The following is a 17105-nucleotide window of genomic DNA, read 5'->3' as shown; positions in this document are numbered from 1 at the left end:
CAATGATCAAGGAAAGCACATTGCAGGCCTCCGCCGCGACCTATCGCGAGACCGTCGGTGCGGGCGGCTACTGGATGCACGTCGTCAAGCACGGCGAGACGCTGCGGATCGTCGATCTCGAAGGCAACCAGGCCGCCGACACACTTGTTTTCAGCGCGGCAGACCCGCACGAACGCTACTCGGCGTCCGACACCATCCGCGAGCAAGGCAACGTCTACCTCGGCGCCGGATCGACGCTCCTGTCCGACCTCTGCCGTCCCTTGATGACGATCACCGCCGACACCGTCGGCCGCCACGACACCCTCGGCGGCGCGTGCGCGACGGAGAGCAACACGGTGCGCTATGCGCTCGAAAAGAAAACCATGCACGCCTGCCGCGACAGCTACCTTCTGGCCGTTGTCGAGAATGAGCAGTACGGGCTGACGAAGCGCGACATCGCCCACAACATCAACTTCTTCATGAACGTTCCGGTGACGCCAGATGGCGCGCTCACCTTCGCGGACGGCGTCTCCGCGCCCGGCAAGTACGTGGAGATGCGCGCCGAGATGGACGTCATCGTTCTCATCTCGAATTGCCCGCAGCTCAACAATCCTTGCAACGCCTACAACCCAACCCCCATCGAAGTTCTGATCTGGCCGGAGCGCGCCTAGGATGTTCAAGAAAGTTCTGATCGCCAATCGCGGCGCCATCGCCTGCCGCATCATCCGCACGCTCGATCGCATGGGGGTGGCCAGCGTGGCCGTCTATTCCGTGGCCGACCGCCACGCGATGCATGTCGCGCAAGCGGGAGAGGCCGTTTGCATCGGTCCGGCCGCGGCGGCGCAAAGCTATCTGCGCGCAGACGCCATCCTCGAAGCCGCGCAGGCGACGGGCGCCGAGGCCATCCACCCCGGCTACGGATTCCTGTCTGAAAATCCCGATTTTGCCGACGCCTGCGCCAACGCCGGCATCGTCTTCATCGGACCCAAGCCGGAACAGATGCGCGCCTTTGGTCTCAAGCACAAAGCGCGCGAGTTGGCGGAGGCGGCGGGCGTGCCGCTCGCGTCGGGTTCAGGCCTCGTTGCCTCGCTCGAGGAAGCCAGTTCCGAGGCGCGCCGCATCGGCTACCCGGTCATGCTGAAGAGCACGGCCGGTGGCGGCGGCATCGGCCTACAGCTGGTCTCTTCGGAAGCAGACTTGGCTCCGCTGTACGAGCGCGTCGAGCGCCTCGCCCGCAACAACTTCAAGGATCCGGGTCTTTTCCTGGAAAAGTTCGTCGCGCGAGGGCGGCATATCGAGGTGCAGATCTTTGGCGACGGCAAGGGTCGCGTCATCGCCCTCGGTGAGCGCGACTGCTCCGCGCAACGACGCAATCAGAAAGTCGTCGAGGAAACGCCGGCGCCGGGCCTCTCGTCGGCCATGCGGAAAGCTCTCTGGAACACCGCGCGCAAACTCGGCCAGTCGGTCAACTACGAGAGCGCTGGCACCGTCGAATTTCTGTACGACAGCGACACGGACGCGTTTTATTTTCTCGAAGTCAATACGCGGCTGCAAGTCGAGCATGGCGTCACCGAGGAGGTGACCGGCACCGACCTCGTCGAGTGGATGGTGCGGCAAGCTGCGGGCGAGACGCTGCCGTTGGAGCAGGAGCGCGTCGCGCCGCACGGCGCATCGATCCAGGTCCGCCTCTACGCCGAAGATCCCGGCCGCGACTTCCGCCCGAGTTCCGGGCTCCTGACCCATGTCGCCTGGCCGGCCGGTACACGCGTCGAGACGTGGGTCGAGAGCGGCGCCGAGGTGTCGCCTTACTACGACCCCATGCTCGCCAAGGTGATCGTCCGGGGCGAGACGCGCGCCGAAGCGCTCGTCAAGATGCAGGCGGCCCTCGATCGCACCGAGATCGGCGGTCTCGAAACCAATCTGCGCTACTTGCGGCAGCTGGTTGCGTCGCAAGTTTTCGTCGATGGCGACGTGCTTACGAGCACGTTGGCGACGTTCCCTTATCGCGCGGCGAGCGTCGAGGTGCTGACGCCGGGCACGCAGACCACCATCCAGGATTGGCCGGGGCGAACCGGCTACTGGGCCGTCGGCGTGCCGCCATCCGGCCCAATGGATCACCTGTCGTTTCGCCTCGCCAATCGGATCGTCGGCAACAGCGAGGGGACCCCGGGCCTCGAGATCACGCTGACCGGCCCCACGCTCCAGTTCAATACCGATGCCGTCATTTGCCTCACGGGCGCGGCCTTGAAGGCCAGCATCGGCGACGTCGCCGTCCCGTTCTGGCAGCCCGTCGCAATCGCTGCCGGCCAAGTCTTGAAGCTCGGCGGCGTGACCGGCGCAGGCACGCGCGCCTATCTCTCCGTGCGGGGCGGCTTCGACGTGCCGGACTACCTCGGCAGCCGCGCAACGTTCACGCTCGGCAAGTTCGGAGGACACGGCGGCCGCGCGCTGTTGCCGGGAGATGTGCTGCACATCGCCGAAGCCCGCGCGGTCGCCAACGACAACGGCAGGCCGCTCGCCGCCGATCTCATTCCGCGGGTGACGCACGCCTGGGAGATCGGCGTGCTCTATGGCCCGCACGGCGCGCCGGATTTCTTCACCGATGACGACATCGCGACGTTCTTCGCCGCCGAATGGGAGGTGCACTACAACTCCAACCGCACCGGGGTGCGTCTGATCGGCCCGAAACCCGCATGGGCGCGCAGCGATGGCGGCGAAGCCGGTCTCCATCCCAGCAACATTCATGACAACGCCTACGCCATCGGCGCGGTCGACTTCACCGGCGACATGCCCGTGATCCTGGGGCCCGACGGCCCCTCGCTCGGCGGCTTCGTCTGTCCCGTCACTATCGTCCAGGCGGAGCTGTGGAAGATCGGGCAGTTGCGCCCCGGCGACAAGATCCGCTTCAAGCGTCTCACGCCGGGCGAGGCGCATGGCCTGGAGGAGCGGCAGGATCGAGAGATCGCGACGCTCGTGCACGCGCCGCTCCTGGCGGCGCAGTCCGGACCGCACGGTGCCGACGACTGCATCGTCGGCGTGCGCGAGGCGAACGGCGCGCTGCCGCGTGTCATCTATCGCCGCGCGGGCGACAAGTATCTGCTCGTGGAGTACGGGCCGATCGTGCTCGACTTCGAGCTTCGCTTTCGCGTCCACGTCCTGATGCAGCGGCTGTCGATCAAGGAGACGCCGGGCATCGTCGATCTGACGCCTGGAATCCGCTCTCTGCAGGTGCATTACGACAGCCGCGTTCTCTCCCTCGACGCGTTGCTGAGCGAGCTGTCGGAGATCGAAGACGGGATGGACGATGTCGGCGACATCGAGGTTGCGAGCCGCATCGTGCACATGCCGCTGTCCTGGGACGACGCGGCGACACAGCTCGCCATCGAAAAATATATGCAGTCGGTCCGGGCCGACGCACCGTGGTGCCCGTCCAACATCGAGTTCATCCGCCGCATCAACGGCCTCGATAGCATCGACGACGTGAAAGCAATTGCCTTTGGGGCAAGCTATCTCGTGCTCGGCCTCGGCGACGTGTATCTCGGCGCGCCGGTCGCGACCCCCGTCGATCCGCGCCACCGCCTCGTCACGACCAAGTACAATCCGGCCCGCACGTGGACGCCCGAGAATGCCGTCGGCATCGGCGGCGCCTACATGTGCGTCTATGGCATGGAGGGGCCGGGCGGTTACCAGTTCATCGGCCGCACGGCGCAGATCTGGAACACCTATCGCATCACGCCGGAGTTCGAGGACGACAAACCGTGGCTCTTGCGCTTCTTCGACCAAATCCGCTTCTACCCGGTTTCAGCGGAGGAGCTGGCCGAGTTCCGCGACGGCTTCCTGCAAGGAAAATGCGGCCTCAAGATTGAGCCCACCTCGTTCAAGCTGTCCGATTACCGCCGCTTCCTGGCCGGCAACGCCACCGAAATCGCGGCTTTCAAAACGCGTCAGCAGGCAGCCTTCGACGCCGAGCGTTCGCGTTGGCAGGACAGCGACCAGTCCGGTGCGATTGCGAGTGATGCCGGCCCCGCCCCGGACGACGCGGACGCGCTTGCGCCCGGCGCGGTGGCAGTTGCCAGCCCGGTGCCCGGCGCGGTGTGGAAGATCAACGTGGCGAAGGGCGCGCGCGTCAAGGAGGGAGACGTTCTCATCGTGGTCGAGTCCATGAAGATGGAGATGGCCGTGCACGCGCCGGTGTCCGGGACGCTCGGCGAGATCCGTTGCGCCGAGGGCAGGGCCGTTTCGCTGGGCCAGACGCTCGCGGTGATCACCGAAGATACCGCGGAGGCTGCACAGTGAGCGCAGCTCTCTCATCGCTCTCGCTCGACATCGAGACGCTGGCCGCCGGTTACGCGGCAGGCGCCTTCACACCCGAGGATGTGATCGGCGAGGTCTACCGCCGCATCGCCGCCGCCGGCGAGCGGCCCGTGTGGATCAATCTGGTCGCGCGCGAAGCTGCTTTCGCCAAGGCGCGCGGGGCGACGAAGGGGCCGCTTTACGGCATCCCATTCGCCGTCAAAGACAACATCGATGTCGCGGGCGTGCCGACGACCTGCGCCTGCCCGGACTTCGCCTACACGCCCGAGCGGTCGGCAACCGTCGTGCAACGGCTGGAGGCTGCGGGCGCAATTGTTGTGGGCAAGACCAACATGGACCAGTTCGCGACCGGTCTTGTCGGCACGCGGTCGCCGTACGGTATCCCGGCGAGCGTCTTCAATCCGGACTACATTTCCGGCGGATCGAGCTCCGGCTCGGCCGTTGCCGTGGCCGCTGGCCTCGTCTCGTTCGCGCTCGGCACCGACACGGCAGGCTCCGGGCGCGTACCGGCAGCCTTCAACAATATCGTTGGTTTGAAGCCAACAAAGGGTGCGTTGAGCGCATCGGGAGTCGTGCCGGCCTGCCGCACGCAGGACACCGTGTCCATTTTTGCACTGACTGTCGCCGACGCGGCAAAAGTGATGGAAACCGCTGCGGCCTTCGATGCGGCGGATGCCTACTCGCGCAAATTTCCAAGTCCGTTTTCCGTCAGCGCCGTACCGGGCGGCACGCGCGTCGGCGTTCCAAGTGATGGGCTGGAATTCTTTGGCGATCGCGACGCCGAGACGCTCTATCGGGAGGCGCTCGAGCGCTTGGCCGAGACAGGCGCCGAAATCGTAACGTTCGACTTCGCGCCATTTCGCGATGCCGCGCGGTTGCTCTACTCCGGACCGTGGGTGGCAGAACGGCTGGCCGCCATCCGCGAATTTGCCGAGCAGAACCCGGATGCGATGCACGCCGTCGTTGGCGACATCATCCGCCGCGCTGGCGCGCTATCGGCTGTTGAAGCGTTCGACGGCTTCTATCGCCTGGCCGGCTTCGCGCGGGCGGCAGAAGCGGAATGGCAGAAAATGGACGTGATGCTGCTGCCCACCACGGGCACGACGTACACGATTGCCGACGTGTTGGCCGATCCGGTCAGGCGCAATTCCAACCTTGGCCTCTACACCAACTTCGTCAACCTGATGGATCTATCGGCACTCGCCGTACCTGCGGGCTTCCGCGCGAATGGGCTGCCGTTCGGCGTGACGGTCATCGGGCGCGCGTTCCAGGACGGCATGCTGGCGTCGCTTGGCGATCGTCTGCACCGCGCGGGGCCTAACCTCAAGCTCGGCGCGACGGGGAAGCCGCTCGACGAGACGCGACCGGTCAGCACCTCACCTGCGAAAAATCGCGTCGCGGTGGCCGTTGTGGGTGCGCACTTGTCCGGGCAGCCGCTCAACAGCCAGCTTCGCGAGCGAAACGCGTACCTGCGCGAAACCACGCGCACGGCGCCGGGCTACCGCCTGTACGCCCTCGCCGGAACAGTGCCCGCGAAGCCGGGCCTGTTGTTCGACGGCGAAGGGGCCGGCAACCTTGAGGTCGAGGTCTGGGAAATGAGCCACGAGGCATTTGGGTCCTTCGTGGCCCTCATTCCCGCGCCGTTGGGGATCGGCACGGTGACGTTGAGCGATGGCAGCACCGTGAAGGGCTTCATCTGCGAGCCCTACGGTCTTGCCAACGCCACCGAAATCACCGGCTTCGGTGGCTGGCGCGCGTGGCTCGCACGCGGGTGAGGCGGGTCGTCAGCCGCGCCGCGCCGCCTCGATGGCGGCGACATCGATCTTTTGCATCGTCATCATGGCTGCAAACGCGCGCTTGGCTTCTGCGCCACCGGCGGCCATCGCGTCGGTCAGCACGCGGGGCGTGATTTGCCAGGAGAGGCCCCATTTGTCCTTGCACCAGCCGCACGCGCTCTCGCTCCCGCCATTGCCGACGATGGCGTTCCAGTAGCGGTCGGTCTCTTGCTGATCTTCGGTGGCGATCTGGAAAGAGAACGCTTCGTTGTGTTTGAAGGCGGGTCCGCCGTTGAGGCCGAGACACGGAATGCCCGCGACGGTGAATTCGACCGTCAGCACGTCGCCCTCTTTGCCGGAGGGGAAGTCGCCGGGCGCACGATGGATGGCGCCGACCGTGCTGTCTGGGAACGTTGCGGCGTAGAAGCGGGCGGCAGCTTCGGCGTCCTTATCGTACCAAATGCAAATGGTGTTCTTGGCCATCTCGTGTCCTCTCCGTTGGATCTTCTGCGTTGGTCGCCCATCCTGAAGACGATCCAACTCGCGCCCGGCCGACACGGCATCGCAAAATTGCGTGCGCGTCCGCTTTCAGCGCGTTGCCGCCCACGGCAGGATACGGCCTCTGCACGACGAAAATCCATCCGCCGTGCTGCCAATCCGCGACAAAGGCCATGTGAGGGAACATGAGGATGCGCGCCGGGCGCCTCGCCGCGGCCGTTGAGCAGGAAGCGGCGGAAGGCCGACGATCTAGCTAGCATCATCAACGACTTAGAAGGAAAACGGCGGAGCGACCGCCGGAGCGTTCGCTGCCCATTCGGACAGCTATAAGCGCGTGAGCCTAAAGGAGTGGTGGAGCCAAGCGGGATCGAACCGCTGACCTCTTGCATGCCATGCAAGCGCTCTCCCAGCTGAGCTATGGCCCCTGACCATGGGAACGGACGTGGGCGGAAATTCTCCCTCGTCCGCGCGCGTCAGACCCTTCGGATCGGACGCGAAATGAGAAGACCGGCTCATTAGGCCGATCGCCCCGAATCTGCAAGAGCGAAATTGGCGGCCGGCCCAACAAAAGGAAAGGCCGCCGTGCGCGGAGCGCTCCTAATCGAGTGCGGAGCGCTCCCTAATCGCGAGCGCAGCGCACTTTATCGCGTACTTAGCGCTCTTCGTCGCCCTCGGTCACCGGCCCGCCGATGATGTTGGACACGTCGCCGCCCTCTTCCTCTTCTTCTTCGAGGAAGGTCTCGTCTTCTTCCGCCGCTACGTCCTCGGCGTCTTCGATCTCGGGGAGCACCTCGTCGACATCGGCCTCGACCGCCTCGGCGACCACAGGCTTCTCGACGAAGTCGGGCTTGCGGGCCCGGCGGCTCGACTTCTCCTCGCTCGCGGCGATCGCCAGCGGCGAGGACGCGAGTTCGTAGATCGAGCCGCAAATCGGACACGTGATCGGATTGCGGTTGAGGTCGTAGAACCGCGCGCCGCATTCGTTGCTTTGGCAGGAACGCTTGGTCCCGCGCGCTTGTTTCGTCGCCATGGCTTTTTTGCTCAGTAGTGAATTTGGGATAGCGGGGTCTGCCATAGTGCATCACGGCTGTCAAAACGTTTCCGAGCGGAACGCTGGAAACTCGCGTCCGCGCCGTTGACAGCACCCGGCTCCGGCGGCTCTATGCCCTGGCTTCCAAGACGGCCGGAAATCCGTGCCAGGCATCCGTGTCAGACATCCGTGAACGTCTTGCTCCTCCTCCAAAGATCAGGCTTCCGCTCCGTGACCCACGCCGGCCCCTTTCCGCTGTCTGCCTTCAAATCCGGCCCTCTCCGGGGCCGTTTTCGCGTACCTGGAGATAAGTCGATTTCCCACCGCGCCCTCATGCTGGGCGCGCTGGCGACCGGCAGAACGCGCATTCGCGGGCTCTTGGAATCCGAGGACGTGATCAACACCGCGCAGGCCGTGACGGCGCTCGGCGCCCCAGCCAGCAAATCGGGCGACGTCTGGGAGGTGCTCGGCCGCGGCACGGGCGGCCTCGCGCAGCCCGCCGCTCCGCTTGATTTCGGCAACGCAGGCACTGGCTCGCGTCTCATGATGGGCGTGGTTGCGCCGCACGACATCGCCGTGACGATGATCGGCGACGCGTCGCTCTCGAAACGCCCGATGGGCCGCATCCTCGGGCCGCTGAAGCAGATGGGCGTGGAGGTCGACGAGAATCGCGAGCGCCTGCCGCTGACCATCCGCGGGTCGTCGCGGCTGGTGCCGATCGTCTATGAGCTTCCGGTGCCCTCGGCCCAGGTCAAAAGCGCGGTCCTGCTGGCCGGTCTCGGCACGGCCGGCGAGACGACCGTGATCGAGCGCGAACCGACCCGCGATCACACCGAACGCATGCTCCGCCACTTCGGCGCTGAGGTGACGTGCGTCGCCGATGGCGAGCGGACCCGGATCACCATCAAGGGTCAGGCTGAGCTCGAAGGCCGCGACGTCACCGTGCCCGCAGACCCGTCCTCGGCCGCCTTCCTGATCGCCGCGGCCTTGATTGTCCCGGGCTCGGACGTGACGGTCGAAGGCGTGCTGATCAACCCGACGCGCACCGGCCTCTACACGACGCTTAAGGAAATGGGCGCCGACATCGCTTTCCTCGACGAGCGCGAGGAGGGGGGCGAGCCGGTGGCCGACATCCGCGTGCGCTCTTCGCCCCTCACGGGCGTCGACGTTCCGGCGGCCCGCGCCCCCGCCATGATCGACGAATACCCGATGCTGGCCGTGGTCGCCGCGTTCGCCAAGGGCGCAACGCGCATGAACGGCCTCGCCGAGCTGAAGGTCAAGGAAAGCGATCGCCTGGCTGCGACCGCCGCAGGTCTCGCGGCCAACGGCGTCCAAGCCGAAGCCGTCGGCGACACGCTGACTGTCCACGGCACCGGCACAGTGCCGGGCGGCGGCACTGTCGCGACCCATCTGGATCACCGCATCGCCATGTCGTTCCTGGTCATGGGGCTTGCCGCCGCGCAGCCCGTGACGGTCGACGACACGGCCATGATTGCGACCAGCTTCCCCGAGTTCCGCGCGCTGATGGAACGCCTCGGCGCCCGCTTCGGCGAGGGCCTCGCGCCATGATCATCGCCGCAACAGCCACCTCTCCCCGCCTGCGGGGAGAGGGTTGGGGTGAGGGGCAGCAACGGATCGCAGCGCATACTGCCCCTCGCGTCATGGCGAAGCCCTTCGCGGGGACCGCTCTCTCTCTCGACGTCCTCGACGTCGCGCAAGCTGATGCTTGCGTGGGTCCCGGCCTTCGCCGGGATGACGTCACAAGGAGGCGGGCGGCTCCCTCACCACTAACGTCATCCCGACGCAGGTCGGGACCCACGCAAGTTTCCGCGAATGCTACGTCGGCAGGATGTCCCATGATCGTCGACCCCAGCCCTCTCCCCATCGCAAGTGCAGGACGATGGGGAGAGGGAAAAACGCCATGATCATCGCCATCGACGGTCCGGCGGCGTCCGGCAAGGGCACGCTGGCCAAGCGCCTCGCGAACCACTTCGGGTTTCATTGCCTGGATACCGGGCTGCTCTATCGCGCCGTGGCGCGGGATGTCGCACGCAACGGCTTCCGGCTGGAGGATGCCTGGGCCGCCGTCGCGGCCGCCCGCAACCTCGATCCGCGCGAGCTGGAGGACGCCGACCTTCGCGGCAACGCAGCCGGGGATGCCGCCTCGATCGTGGCCCGTATCCCGGAGGTCCGCGCCGCGCTGCTCGCCTATCAGCGGAATTTCGCCCGCCGCCCGCCCGGCGCCGTGCTGGACGGACGCGACATCGCCACCGTTGTCTGCCCGGACGCGAACGTGAAGATTTTCGTCACCGCGAGCCCCGAGGTCCGCGCCAGCCGGCGGTTTGCCGAATTCGAGGCCAGGGGCTCGGCCGTTGCCTATGAAACCGTGCTGGAGGACATTCTGGCCCGGGACGCCCGCGACTCAGGCCGCGCCAGCGCCCCTATGATGCTGGCTGAAGATGCGGAGTTGCTTGACACCAGCAACTTGAGTATAGAAGCCGCATTCGACGCCGCTGTCGGATTGATCAAGAGGAAGATCAGCCACTAGGGACGTTTGCAGTGCAAATGTCTCAAATTTCACTGGCGGGCTTGAGGCCCATCACGGCGGCGCTGAGACCAAGATCAACAGAGACGTTCCGGGAGATACCGTCCGAGCGTGCAAACGCACGTCCGGCAGGGCTCTCGGCCAGACCTAATCCGCGCCGCTGCAGCCGCTTCAAGGAGCGTCTACGGCGGTACATTCCATTCATATCAACACACCGCCAGGAGTTTGAATGTCCGCTGAAGTGAGCAAAGACTATTCGCCGTCGCGCGAGGATTTCGCCGCGATGCTCGCCGATAGCCTCGCCAAGGACGATCTTTTTGAAGGCAGCGTCGTCAAGGGCAAGGTCGTTGGCATCGAGAAGGACCTCGCCGTCATCGACGTCGGTCTGAAGATGGAAGGCCGCGTTCCGGTCAAGGAATTCGGCATTGCCGGCCAGCCCAGCACCATCAAGGTCGGCGACACCGTCGAAGTCTACCTCGAGCGCATCGAGAACGCGCTGGGTGAAGCCGTTCTCTCGCGCGACAAGGCGCGCCGCGAGGAAAGCTGGACCCGCCTCGAGAAGCTCTCCGAGAAGGGCGAGAAGGTCACCGGCGTGATCTTCAACAAGGTCAAGGGCGGCTTCACCGTCGACCTCGACGGCGCCGTGGCGTTCCTTCCGGGTTCCCAGGTCGACATCCGCCCCGTGCGCGACATCGGCCCGCTCATGCATCAGCCGCAGCAGTTCCAGATCCTCAAGATGGATCGCCGTCGCGGCAACATCGTCGTTTCGCGCCGCTCCGTTCTTGAAGAGACCCGCGCCGAGCAGCGCGCCGACATCGTCGCCCGTCTCGCCGAAGGCCAGATCATCGACGGCCTCGTCAAGAACATCACCGACTACGGTGCGTTCATCGACCTCGGCGGCATCGACGGCCTGCTGCATGTGACCGACATGGCCTGGCGCCGCGTCAACCATCCGTCCGAGATCCTGAACGTCGGCGACACGGTGAAGGTGCAGATCATCCGCATCAACCCCGAGACGCAGCGCATCAGCCTCGGCATGAAGCAGCTCCAGTCCGACCCGTGGTCGGCGATCGAGGCCAAGTACCCGATCGGCGCGCGCTTCTCCGGCACCGTCACGAACATCGCCGACTACGGCGCCTTCGTGGAGCTGGAGCCGGGCGTCGAAGGCCTGATCCACGTCTCCGAGATGAGCTGGACCAAGAAGAACGTCCACCCCGGCAAGATCGTCTCGACCAGCCAGCAGGTCGAAGTGCAGATCCTCGAGGTCGACCCCGCCAAGCGCCGCATTTCGCTCGGCCTCAAGCAGACCCAGGACAACCCCTGGGACGCGTTCCTCGCTCAGCACCCGAAGGGCACCGTTGTCGAAGGTCCGATCCGCAACATCACGGAATTCGGTCTCTTCATCGGTCTCGACGGCGGCGTGGACGGCATGGTCCACCTCTCCGATCTCGACTGGCAGAAGGCCGGCGACGAGGTCATCAAGGACTACAAGAAGGGCGACACGGTCAAAGCGACCGTGCTCGACGTCGACAGCTCGAAGGAGCGTATTTCGCTCGGCATCAAGCAGCTCGGCGGCGATCCGGCGGACGCTCTTGCCAAGTACAAGAAGGGCGACCAGGTCACGTGTGAAGTTGTCCTGGTGCAGGAGAACGGCATCGAGGTGAAGATCGCAGACAGCGACCTCACCACGTTCATCAAGCGCTCGGATCTCTCGCGCGACCGTTCGGAGCAGCGCTCGGAACGCTTCACTGTCGGCCAGAAGGTCGATGGCGCAGTGCTCACCGTCGACAAGGCCGCACGCCGCATCACAGTCTCGATCAAGGCGCTCGAAATCGCCGAAGAGAAGCAGGCCGTGGCGCAGTACGGTTCGTCGGACTCGGGCGCTTCGCTTGGCGACATCTTCAAAGCCGCCATCAAGAAGCGCGACGCGGACGCCGACGACTCCGAAACGGAGGAGTAGGCGGTTTAAAGCCGCTTACGTTGAGATTTACCAAGGTGCGCGGGGCGAAAGTCCCGCGCATTTTTCTTTTTCCGGTGCGGCTTCTGCTAAAGGGAGAATACGAAGCGCCATTGCGCAGGATGGCAGGGTTTCCTAATTTGCGGGCTTAGCCCCAGGAGCGCGCTGAGAGATGTCCCTAGAAATCGAAGCTGTTCTCGATCGCCGCCGCATGCGCCGGCGCATCACGTTCTGGCGCAGCGCCGCCGTCCTGTTCATCGGCTTGCTGCTTGGCGCCATGGTCTTCGGCAGCGAGGACCTGTCCACCCTGGCCGGCACCAAGCAGATCGCGCGCGTCGCCATCGAAGGCACCATCACCGACGACCGCGACCAGATCGCCATGCTGAAGAAGATCAAGGACGCCAAGCACGTCGAGGCGCTGATCGTCTTCGTCAACAGCCCCGGCGGCACCACGACCGGCGGCGAAAGCCTCTATCTCGCCCTCCGCGATGTGGCCCAGACCAAGCCCGTGGTGGCGCAATTCGGCACCGTCGCCGCATCCGCCGGCTACATCGTCGGTCTCGGCACGGACCACATCGTCACGCGCGGCAACACCATTACCGGCTCGGTCGGCGTGCTGGCCCAATGGCCGGAGGTGAGCGAGCTGCTGGCCAAGCTCGGCATCAAGTTCAACGAGGTTAAGAGCGGCGAGCTGAAGGCCACCCCGAACCCCTTTGAACCCGCCAGCGACGGCGCCCGCAAGGTGATGCAGGACACGATCGACGACGGGTTCCGCTGGTTTCTGTCCCTCGTCGAGGAGCGCCGCGGCATCAACCCCGCCGCCGTCGACGGACTGGTTCAGGGCCGGATCTTCTCGGGCCGCCAGGCGCTCGAGCGCAAGCTCGTGGACGAGATCGGCGGTGAGACGGAAGCCGTGCGCTGGCTCGAAAACACGCGCGGGATCTCGAAGGACCTGAAGGTCGTCAGCTGGAAGCCGACGGCCGAGGGGACTTGGGGCGGAGTGACCGGATCGGCCTCCGCCGCGGCCGGCGCACTGGCGCTGGGCGCCCTGGCCCGCATGACCGAACTCGTAACCCTGTCACCATCCGTTGGCAGACTCGGGCTTGACGGCCTCGTTTCCGTTTGGCAACCTCCGGAAAATTGAAGAATAACAATACTTTTCCGGGAGGGTTCGTACATGATCAAATCTGAGCTGATCCAGAAAATCGCAGCCTCGAACCCGCACCTGTACCATCGCGACGTCGAGCGCATCGTCAACGTCGTGTTCGACGAGATCGTCGACGCGCTGGCGCAGGGCGATCGCGTCGAGCTGCGCGGCTTCGGTGCCTTCACCGTCAAGCATCGCGCCGCGCGCCAGGGCCGCAACCCGCGCACGGGCGATCCGGTGCCGGTGGCCGAGAAATTCGTCCCGTTCTTCAAGACGGGCAAGGAACTGCGCGACCGGCTCAACACCAACGACTGAGCCCAGTTACGCAGCGCGTTCGCGCCGCGTACCGTGTGCGAGCGGCGAGGGTGTCGTAATGCCGGTCGAGAGGAGATAGCGTGCTCAAACGGATCATTTGGGTGTTGATCGCATTCCCGGCAGCCGCGCTGCTGGTGACGCTCGCGGTTGCCAATCGCCATTCCGTTCGCTTGGTGCTGGACCCGTTCCGTCCGGAAACGCCCGTGCTCTCCGTCGTCATGCCGTTCTACGGCTTTCTGTTCGGCGCGCTGCTGGTCGGCGTGCTTCTCGGCGGCGCCGCCGTCTGGCTGACGCAGTCCCGATGGCGCCGCACCGCGCGCGTGCGCACGAGCGAGGCCAAGCGCTGGCAGATGGAGTCGGACAGGCTGATGCGCGAGCGCGACGCCGAGATCTCGGCCCGCGCCAAGGCCATCGCGCCGCCCGACAAACGCAACGCCGCGTAAGAACGCTACTTTCTCCTTCTAACGAAGCTTCCTGCGGCGCCCCCCACACCCGGAAACCTTCGATCGTTTCCGGCCTCTTCCGTCCATGCGAAGCATGGCTCCGCCATGACGGGAGAGGCAAGTGGGGCGCACCACTTTCCCTCTCCCCTTGGGGAGAGGTCGCGAGCGCAGCGAGCGGGTGAGGGGGTGCCACACGGCAATACCTATGCTGGAAGAACTCGAGCAGCGAAACGAATCCCAATGCCGACACGCGTGAAAATCTGCGGATTGCGCACCGAGGCGGCGCTCGACGCCGCGCTCGACGCCGGCGCCGATCTGGTTGGCTTCGTGCTCTATGCGAAAAGCCCGCGCAACGTCAGCATCGCCCAAGCGGCCGGCCTCGCGCGCCACGCCGAAACCCGCCCCGGCGTCACGACAGTGACGCTGCTGGTCGATCCGGACGATGCGCTGGTCGATCGCGTAGCGGCCGAGGTGCGCCCGCATATGATTCAACTCCACGGCCACGAGACGGTCGAGCGCGTCGAGGCCATCCGCAGCCGCGGCGGCATTCCGATCCTGAAAGCGGTGCCGGTCTCGACGGCGGACGAAGTCGCGGCCGCGAAGAATTATGTGCAGCCCGGCCGCGCCGACATGGTGCTGTTCGACGCCAAGCCGCCGCAAGGCCCCGGCGCGCTGCCGGGCGGCAACGGCCTCGCCTTCGACTGGCACATTCTGGAAGCGGCCGAAGGCGGCCATCCATTCGCATTGGCCGGTGGCCTGACGCCCCGCAACGTCGCCGCGGCGATTGCACTGACGGGGGCTGCCGTTGTCGACGTTTCGTCAGGCGTCGAAAGCAGCCCGGGTGAAAAGGACCCGGAGCTGATCCGGCGCTTCCTTCGCGCCGCAAAGGCCGCTAATCAAGCGTGAAATCAGTCGGGCGTGCGGGCCGGTCCCGCAGGCTCGAACCGAAAGGATAAGGCCGATGGCCTCGAAAGAGCAGAAGACCACCGAAGCGAAGGCGAACTCGCTGCGCGCCGGTCCCGACGACACCGGCTTCTTCGGCATGTTCGGCGGCCGCTTTGTCGCCGAAACGCTGATGCCGCTGATTCTCGATCTTGAGGCGGCCTACGATGCCGCCAAGAACGATCCCGCCTTCCAGGCGGACCTGACCAATCTCCTGCTCCACTACGGCGGCCGTCCGAGCCCGCTCTATTTCGCCGAGCGGCTGACCGAGCACTGCCGCGCAGAAGCCAAGAAAGCGGGCGGCAAGGGCGGCGCGAAAATCTACTTCAAGCGCGACGAGCTGAACCACACCGGCAGCCACAAGATCAACAACTGCCTCGGCCAGATCCAGCTCGCCCGCCGCATGGGCAAGACGCGCATCATCGCCGAGACCGGCGCCGGCCAGCACGGCGTTGCCGTCGCGACAGTCTGCGCCCGCTTCGGCCTGCCGTGCGAAATCTACATGGGCGCAACCGACGTCGCCCGCCAGTCTCCGAACGTCGCGCGCATGCACATGCTCGGCGCGAAGGTCAATCCCGTCACCTCCGGCGCGGGTACGCTCAAGGACGCCATGAACGAGGCGCTGCGCGATTGGGTGACCAACGTGCACGACACCTATTATCTGATCGGCACGGCGGCCGGTCCGCATCCCTATCCCGCCATGGTGCGCGACTTCCAGGCCATCATAGGCGAAGAAACACGCGCTCAGATGCAGGAGCGGGAGGACCGCTTGCCAGACACGCTCGTCGCCTGCATCGGCGGCGGCTCGAACGCCATCGGCCTGTTCCATCCGTTCCTCGATGACGAGAGCGTCAAGATCTACGGCGTCGAAGCCGGCGGCCACGGCCTCGATGTCGAAAACGGTCACGCCGCTTCGATGAACGGCGGCCGCCCCGGCGTGCTGCATGGCAACCGGACCTATCTGCTGCAGGACCAGGAAGGCCAGATCCTCGAAGGCCATTCGATCTCGGCCGGCCTCGACTATCCGGGTGTCGGCCCCGAGCACTCGTGGCTGCGCGACACGGGCCGCGTCGAGTACGTTTCGATCACCGACAAGGAAGCGCTGACGGCGTTCCAGCTTTCGGCCCGCCTCGAAGGGATCATTCCCGCGCTCGAGCCGTCGCACGCGCTGGCCTGGGTGACGAAGCTCGCGCCCACCCTGCCCGAGGACAATCTGCTGGTGATGAACATGTGCGGCCGTGGCGACAAGGATGTCTTCGCCGTCGCGGGCTATCTGGGGATCAAGCTTTGACCAAGAAATTTGAAACGCGGATCGACCGGCGCTTCGTGGCGCTGAAGGCGGAAGGCCGCGCCGGTCTCGTCACCTTCGTCACGGCGGGCGATCCGGATCTCGCAACCTCGAAGACAATTTTGGCAGGGCTGCCGAAGGCCGGCGCCGATCTCATCGAGCTCGGCATGCCGTTCTCCGATCCGATGGCCGATGGTCCCGCGATCCAGGCGTCGTCGCTGCGCGCGCTCAGGGCCGGCCACACGATGCGCAACACCCTCGACATGGTCCGGGAGTTCCGCAAGTCCGACAACGAAACGCCGATCGTCCTGATGGGCTACTACAATCCGATCTACGTCTACCCGGCTGAAAAATTCCTCGATGACGCCGCCGCCGCCGGCGTCGACGGCTTGATTGTTGTGGATGTCCCGCCGGAAGCCGACGACGAGCTTTGCCTGCCGGCCGTCGAGCGAGGACTGAACTTCGTTCGCCTCGCCACGCCGACGACCGACGATAAGCGCTTGAAGACCGTGCTGAAAAACACGTCCGGTTTTCTTTACTACGTTTCGATCACGGGCATCACGGGCTCTGGCTCCGCCGATCCAGCCGACGTACAACTGCAGGTGGCGCGCCTCAAACGCGCGACAACTCTTCCCGTAGCCGTCGGATTTGGCGTAAGAACGCCTGAGCAGGCGCGGGCCATTGCCGAAGGCGCGGACGCCGTCGTCGTCGGTTCGGCCCTGGTGCGGTCCATCGAGGACAGCTTGGCGCAGGACGGCCGCGCGACTGGAAATACAGCCGCGTCCGTCCTAAGTTTGGTCGAAGGTTTGAGCGCGGCTTTGCGCGCATGATCGACCGGCCGCTGGGCGCGTGCTGAAGCCGCCTGCTTGCGA

Annotated in this window: 14 protein-coding genes and 1 tRNA gene; 12 read left to right on the top strand and 3 right to left on the bottom strand. The window is 65.6% G+C overall.

Annotation, left to right across the window (positions count from 1 at the left end):
- Nucleotides 1-2 precede the first annotated feature (2 nt).
- The 3 genes from ACTIFK_RS02575 to atzF are packed head-to-tail and all read left to right on the top strand — an operon-like array spanning nucleotide 3 to nucleotide 6068.
- Nucleotides 3-650, top strand: coding sequence for an urea amidolyase associated protein UAAP2 (locus ACTIFK_RS02575; protein WP_439541472.1), 648 nt, complete (start codon nucleotides 3-5; stop codon nucleotides 648-650).
- A gap of 1 nt (nucleotide 651) precedes the next feature.
- Entirely contained in the window at nucleotides 652-4275 is a 3624-nt protein-coding gene (uca, locus tag ACTIFK_RS02570; protein ID WP_439541471.1) for an urea carboxylase, read from the top strand.
- Nucleotides 4272-6068, top strand: a complete 1797-nt coding sequence (gene atzF, locus ACTIFK_RS02565; RefSeq protein WP_439541470.1) for an allophanate hydrolase — start codon at nucleotides 4272-4274, stop codon at nucleotides 6066-6068. The genes uca and atzF overlap by 4 nt, the downstream gene beginning before the upstream one ends.
- Nucleotides 6069-6077: 9 nt before the next feature.
- Here the strand turns inward: atzF and ACTIFK_RS02560 are convergent, their stop codons facing one another.
- From ACTIFK_RS02560 to ACTIFK_RS02550, 3 genes are all read right to left on the bottom strand, one after another.
- Nucleotides 6078-6551, bottom strand: coding sequence for a VOC family protein (locus tag ACTIFK_RS02560; protein ID WP_439541469.1), 474 nt, complete (start codon nucleotides 6549-6551; stop codon nucleotides 6078-6080).
- Nucleotides 6552-6915: 364 nt separating this feature from the next.
- Nucleotides 6916-6991, bottom strand: a tRNA-Ala gene (locus ACTIFK_RS02555).
- A gap of 227 nt (nucleotides 6992-7218) precedes the next feature.
- Nucleotides 7219-7596 carry a TIGR02300 family protein gene (locus tag ACTIFK_RS02550; protein ID WP_439541468.1) on the bottom strand — a complete coding sequence of 126 codons (378 nt, stop codon included), beginning with the start codon at nucleotides 7594-7596 and terminating at the stop codon, nucleotides 7219-7221.
- Between the two features lie 231 nt (nucleotides 7597-7827).
- Between ACTIFK_RS02550 and aroA the strand changes: the two genes are divergently transcribed.
- From aroA to trpA, 9 genes are all read left to right on the top strand, one after another.
- Nucleotides 7828-9165: a 3-phosphoshikimate 1-carboxyvinyltransferase gene (gene aroA / locus ACTIFK_RS02545; protein ID WP_439541467.1), complete on the top strand. Its 1338-nt coding sequence runs from the start codon at nucleotides 7828-7830 to the stop codon at nucleotides 9163-9165.
- Nucleotides 9166-9517: 352 nt separating this feature from the next.
- Entirely contained in the window at nucleotides 9518-10144 is a 627-nt protein-coding gene (cmk, locus tag ACTIFK_RS02540; protein ID WP_439541466.1) for a (d)CMP kinase, read from the top strand.
- Between the two features lie 226 nt (nucleotides 10145-10370).
- On the top strand, nucleotides 10371-12101 hold the full coding sequence (gene rpsA / locus ACTIFK_RS02535) for a 30S ribosomal protein S1 (protein ID WP_439541465.1): 1731 nt from the start codon (nucleotides 10371-10373) through the stop codon (nucleotides 12099-12101).
- A gap of 169 nt (nucleotides 12102-12270) precedes the next feature.
- A complete protein-coding gene (sppA, locus tag ACTIFK_RS02530) occupies nucleotides 12271-13242 on the top strand; it encodes a signal peptide peptidase SppA (protein WP_439541464.1) in 972 nt (323 codons plus the stop codon).
- A 33-nt stretch (nucleotides 13243-13275) separates the two neighbouring features.
- Nucleotides 13276-13560 carry an integration host factor subunit beta gene (ihfB, locus tag ACTIFK_RS02525; RefSeq protein ID WP_291152215.1) on the top strand — a complete coding sequence of 95 codons (285 nt, stop codon included), beginning with the start codon at nucleotides 13276-13278 and terminating at the stop codon, nucleotides 13558-13560.
- A gap of 80 nt (nucleotides 13561-13640) precedes the next feature.
- On the top strand, nucleotides 13641-14003 hold the full coding sequence (locus tag ACTIFK_RS02520) for a hypothetical protein (RefSeq protein ID WP_439541463.1): 363 nt from the start codon (nucleotides 13641-13643) through the stop codon (nucleotides 14001-14003).
- A 240-nt stretch (nucleotides 14004-14243) separates the two neighbouring features.
- Nucleotides 14244-14909: a phosphoribosylanthranilate isomerase gene (locus tag ACTIFK_RS02515; protein ID WP_439541462.1), complete on the top strand. Its 666-nt coding sequence runs from the start codon at nucleotides 14244-14246 to the stop codon at nucleotides 14907-14909.
- A 55-nt stretch (nucleotides 14910-14964) separates the two neighbouring features.
- A complete protein-coding gene (trpB, locus tag ACTIFK_RS02510; RefSeq protein WP_439541461.1) occupies nucleotides 14965-16236 on the top strand; it encodes a tryptophan synthase subunit beta in 1272 nt (423 codons plus the stop codon).
- Nucleotides 16233-17063: a tryptophan synthase subunit alpha gene (trpA, locus tag ACTIFK_RS02505; RefSeq protein ID WP_439541460.1), complete on the top strand. Its 831-nt coding sequence runs from the start codon at nucleotides 16233-16235 to the stop codon at nucleotides 17061-17063. The genes trpB and trpA overlap by 4 nt, the downstream gene beginning before the upstream one ends.
- The last annotated feature ends 42 nt before the right edge of the window (nucleotides 17064-17105 follow it).

Origin of the sequence: Hyphomicrobium sp., from assembly GCF_051860585.1 — a bacterium.
Classification (GTDB): Bacteria; Pseudomonadota; Alphaproteobacteria; order Rhizobiales; family Hyphomicrobiaceae; genus Hyphomicrobium_C.
This window is presented reverse-complemented; position numbering and strand designations above follow the sequence as displayed.

Coding starts and splice junctions, on each gene's coding strand:
- ACTIFK_RS02575 (WP_439541472.1), top strand. CDS start 3: ATGATCAAGGAAAGCACATTGCAGGCCTCCGCCGCGACCTATCGCGAG.
- sppA (WP_439541464.1), top strand. CDS start 12,271: ATGTCCCTAGAAATCGAAGCTGTTCTCGATCGCCGCCGCATGCGCCGG.
- ACTIFK_RS02560 (WP_439541469.1), bottom strand. CDS start 6,551: ATGGCCAAGAACACCATTTGCATTTGGTACGATAAGGACGCCGAAGCT.
- rpsA (WP_439541465.1), top strand. CDS start 10,371: ATGTCCGCTGAAGTGAGCAAAGACTATTCGCCGTCGCGCGAGGATTTC.
- ACTIFK_RS02550 (WP_439541468.1), bottom strand. CDS start 7,596: ATGGCGACGAAACAAGCGCGCGGGACCAAGCGTTCCTGCCAAAGCAAC.
- uca (WP_439541471.1), top strand. CDS start 652: ATGTTCAAGAAAGTTCTGATCGCCAATCGCGGCGCCATCGCCTGCCGC.
- trpB (WP_439541461.1), top strand. CDS start 14,965: ATGGCCTCGAAAGAGCAGAAGACCACCGAAGCGAAGGCGAACTCGCTG.
- ACTIFK_RS02515 (WP_439541462.1), top strand. CDS start 14,244: ATGCCGACACGCGTGAAAATCTGCGGATTGCGCACCGAGGCGGCGCTC.
- cmk (WP_439541466.1), top strand. CDS start 9,518: ATGATCATCGCCATCGACGGTCCGGCGGCGTCCGGCAAGGGCACGCTG.
- ihfB (WP_291152215.1), top strand. CDS start 13,276: ATGATCAAATCTGAGCTGATCCAGAAAATCGCAGCCTCGAACCCGCAC.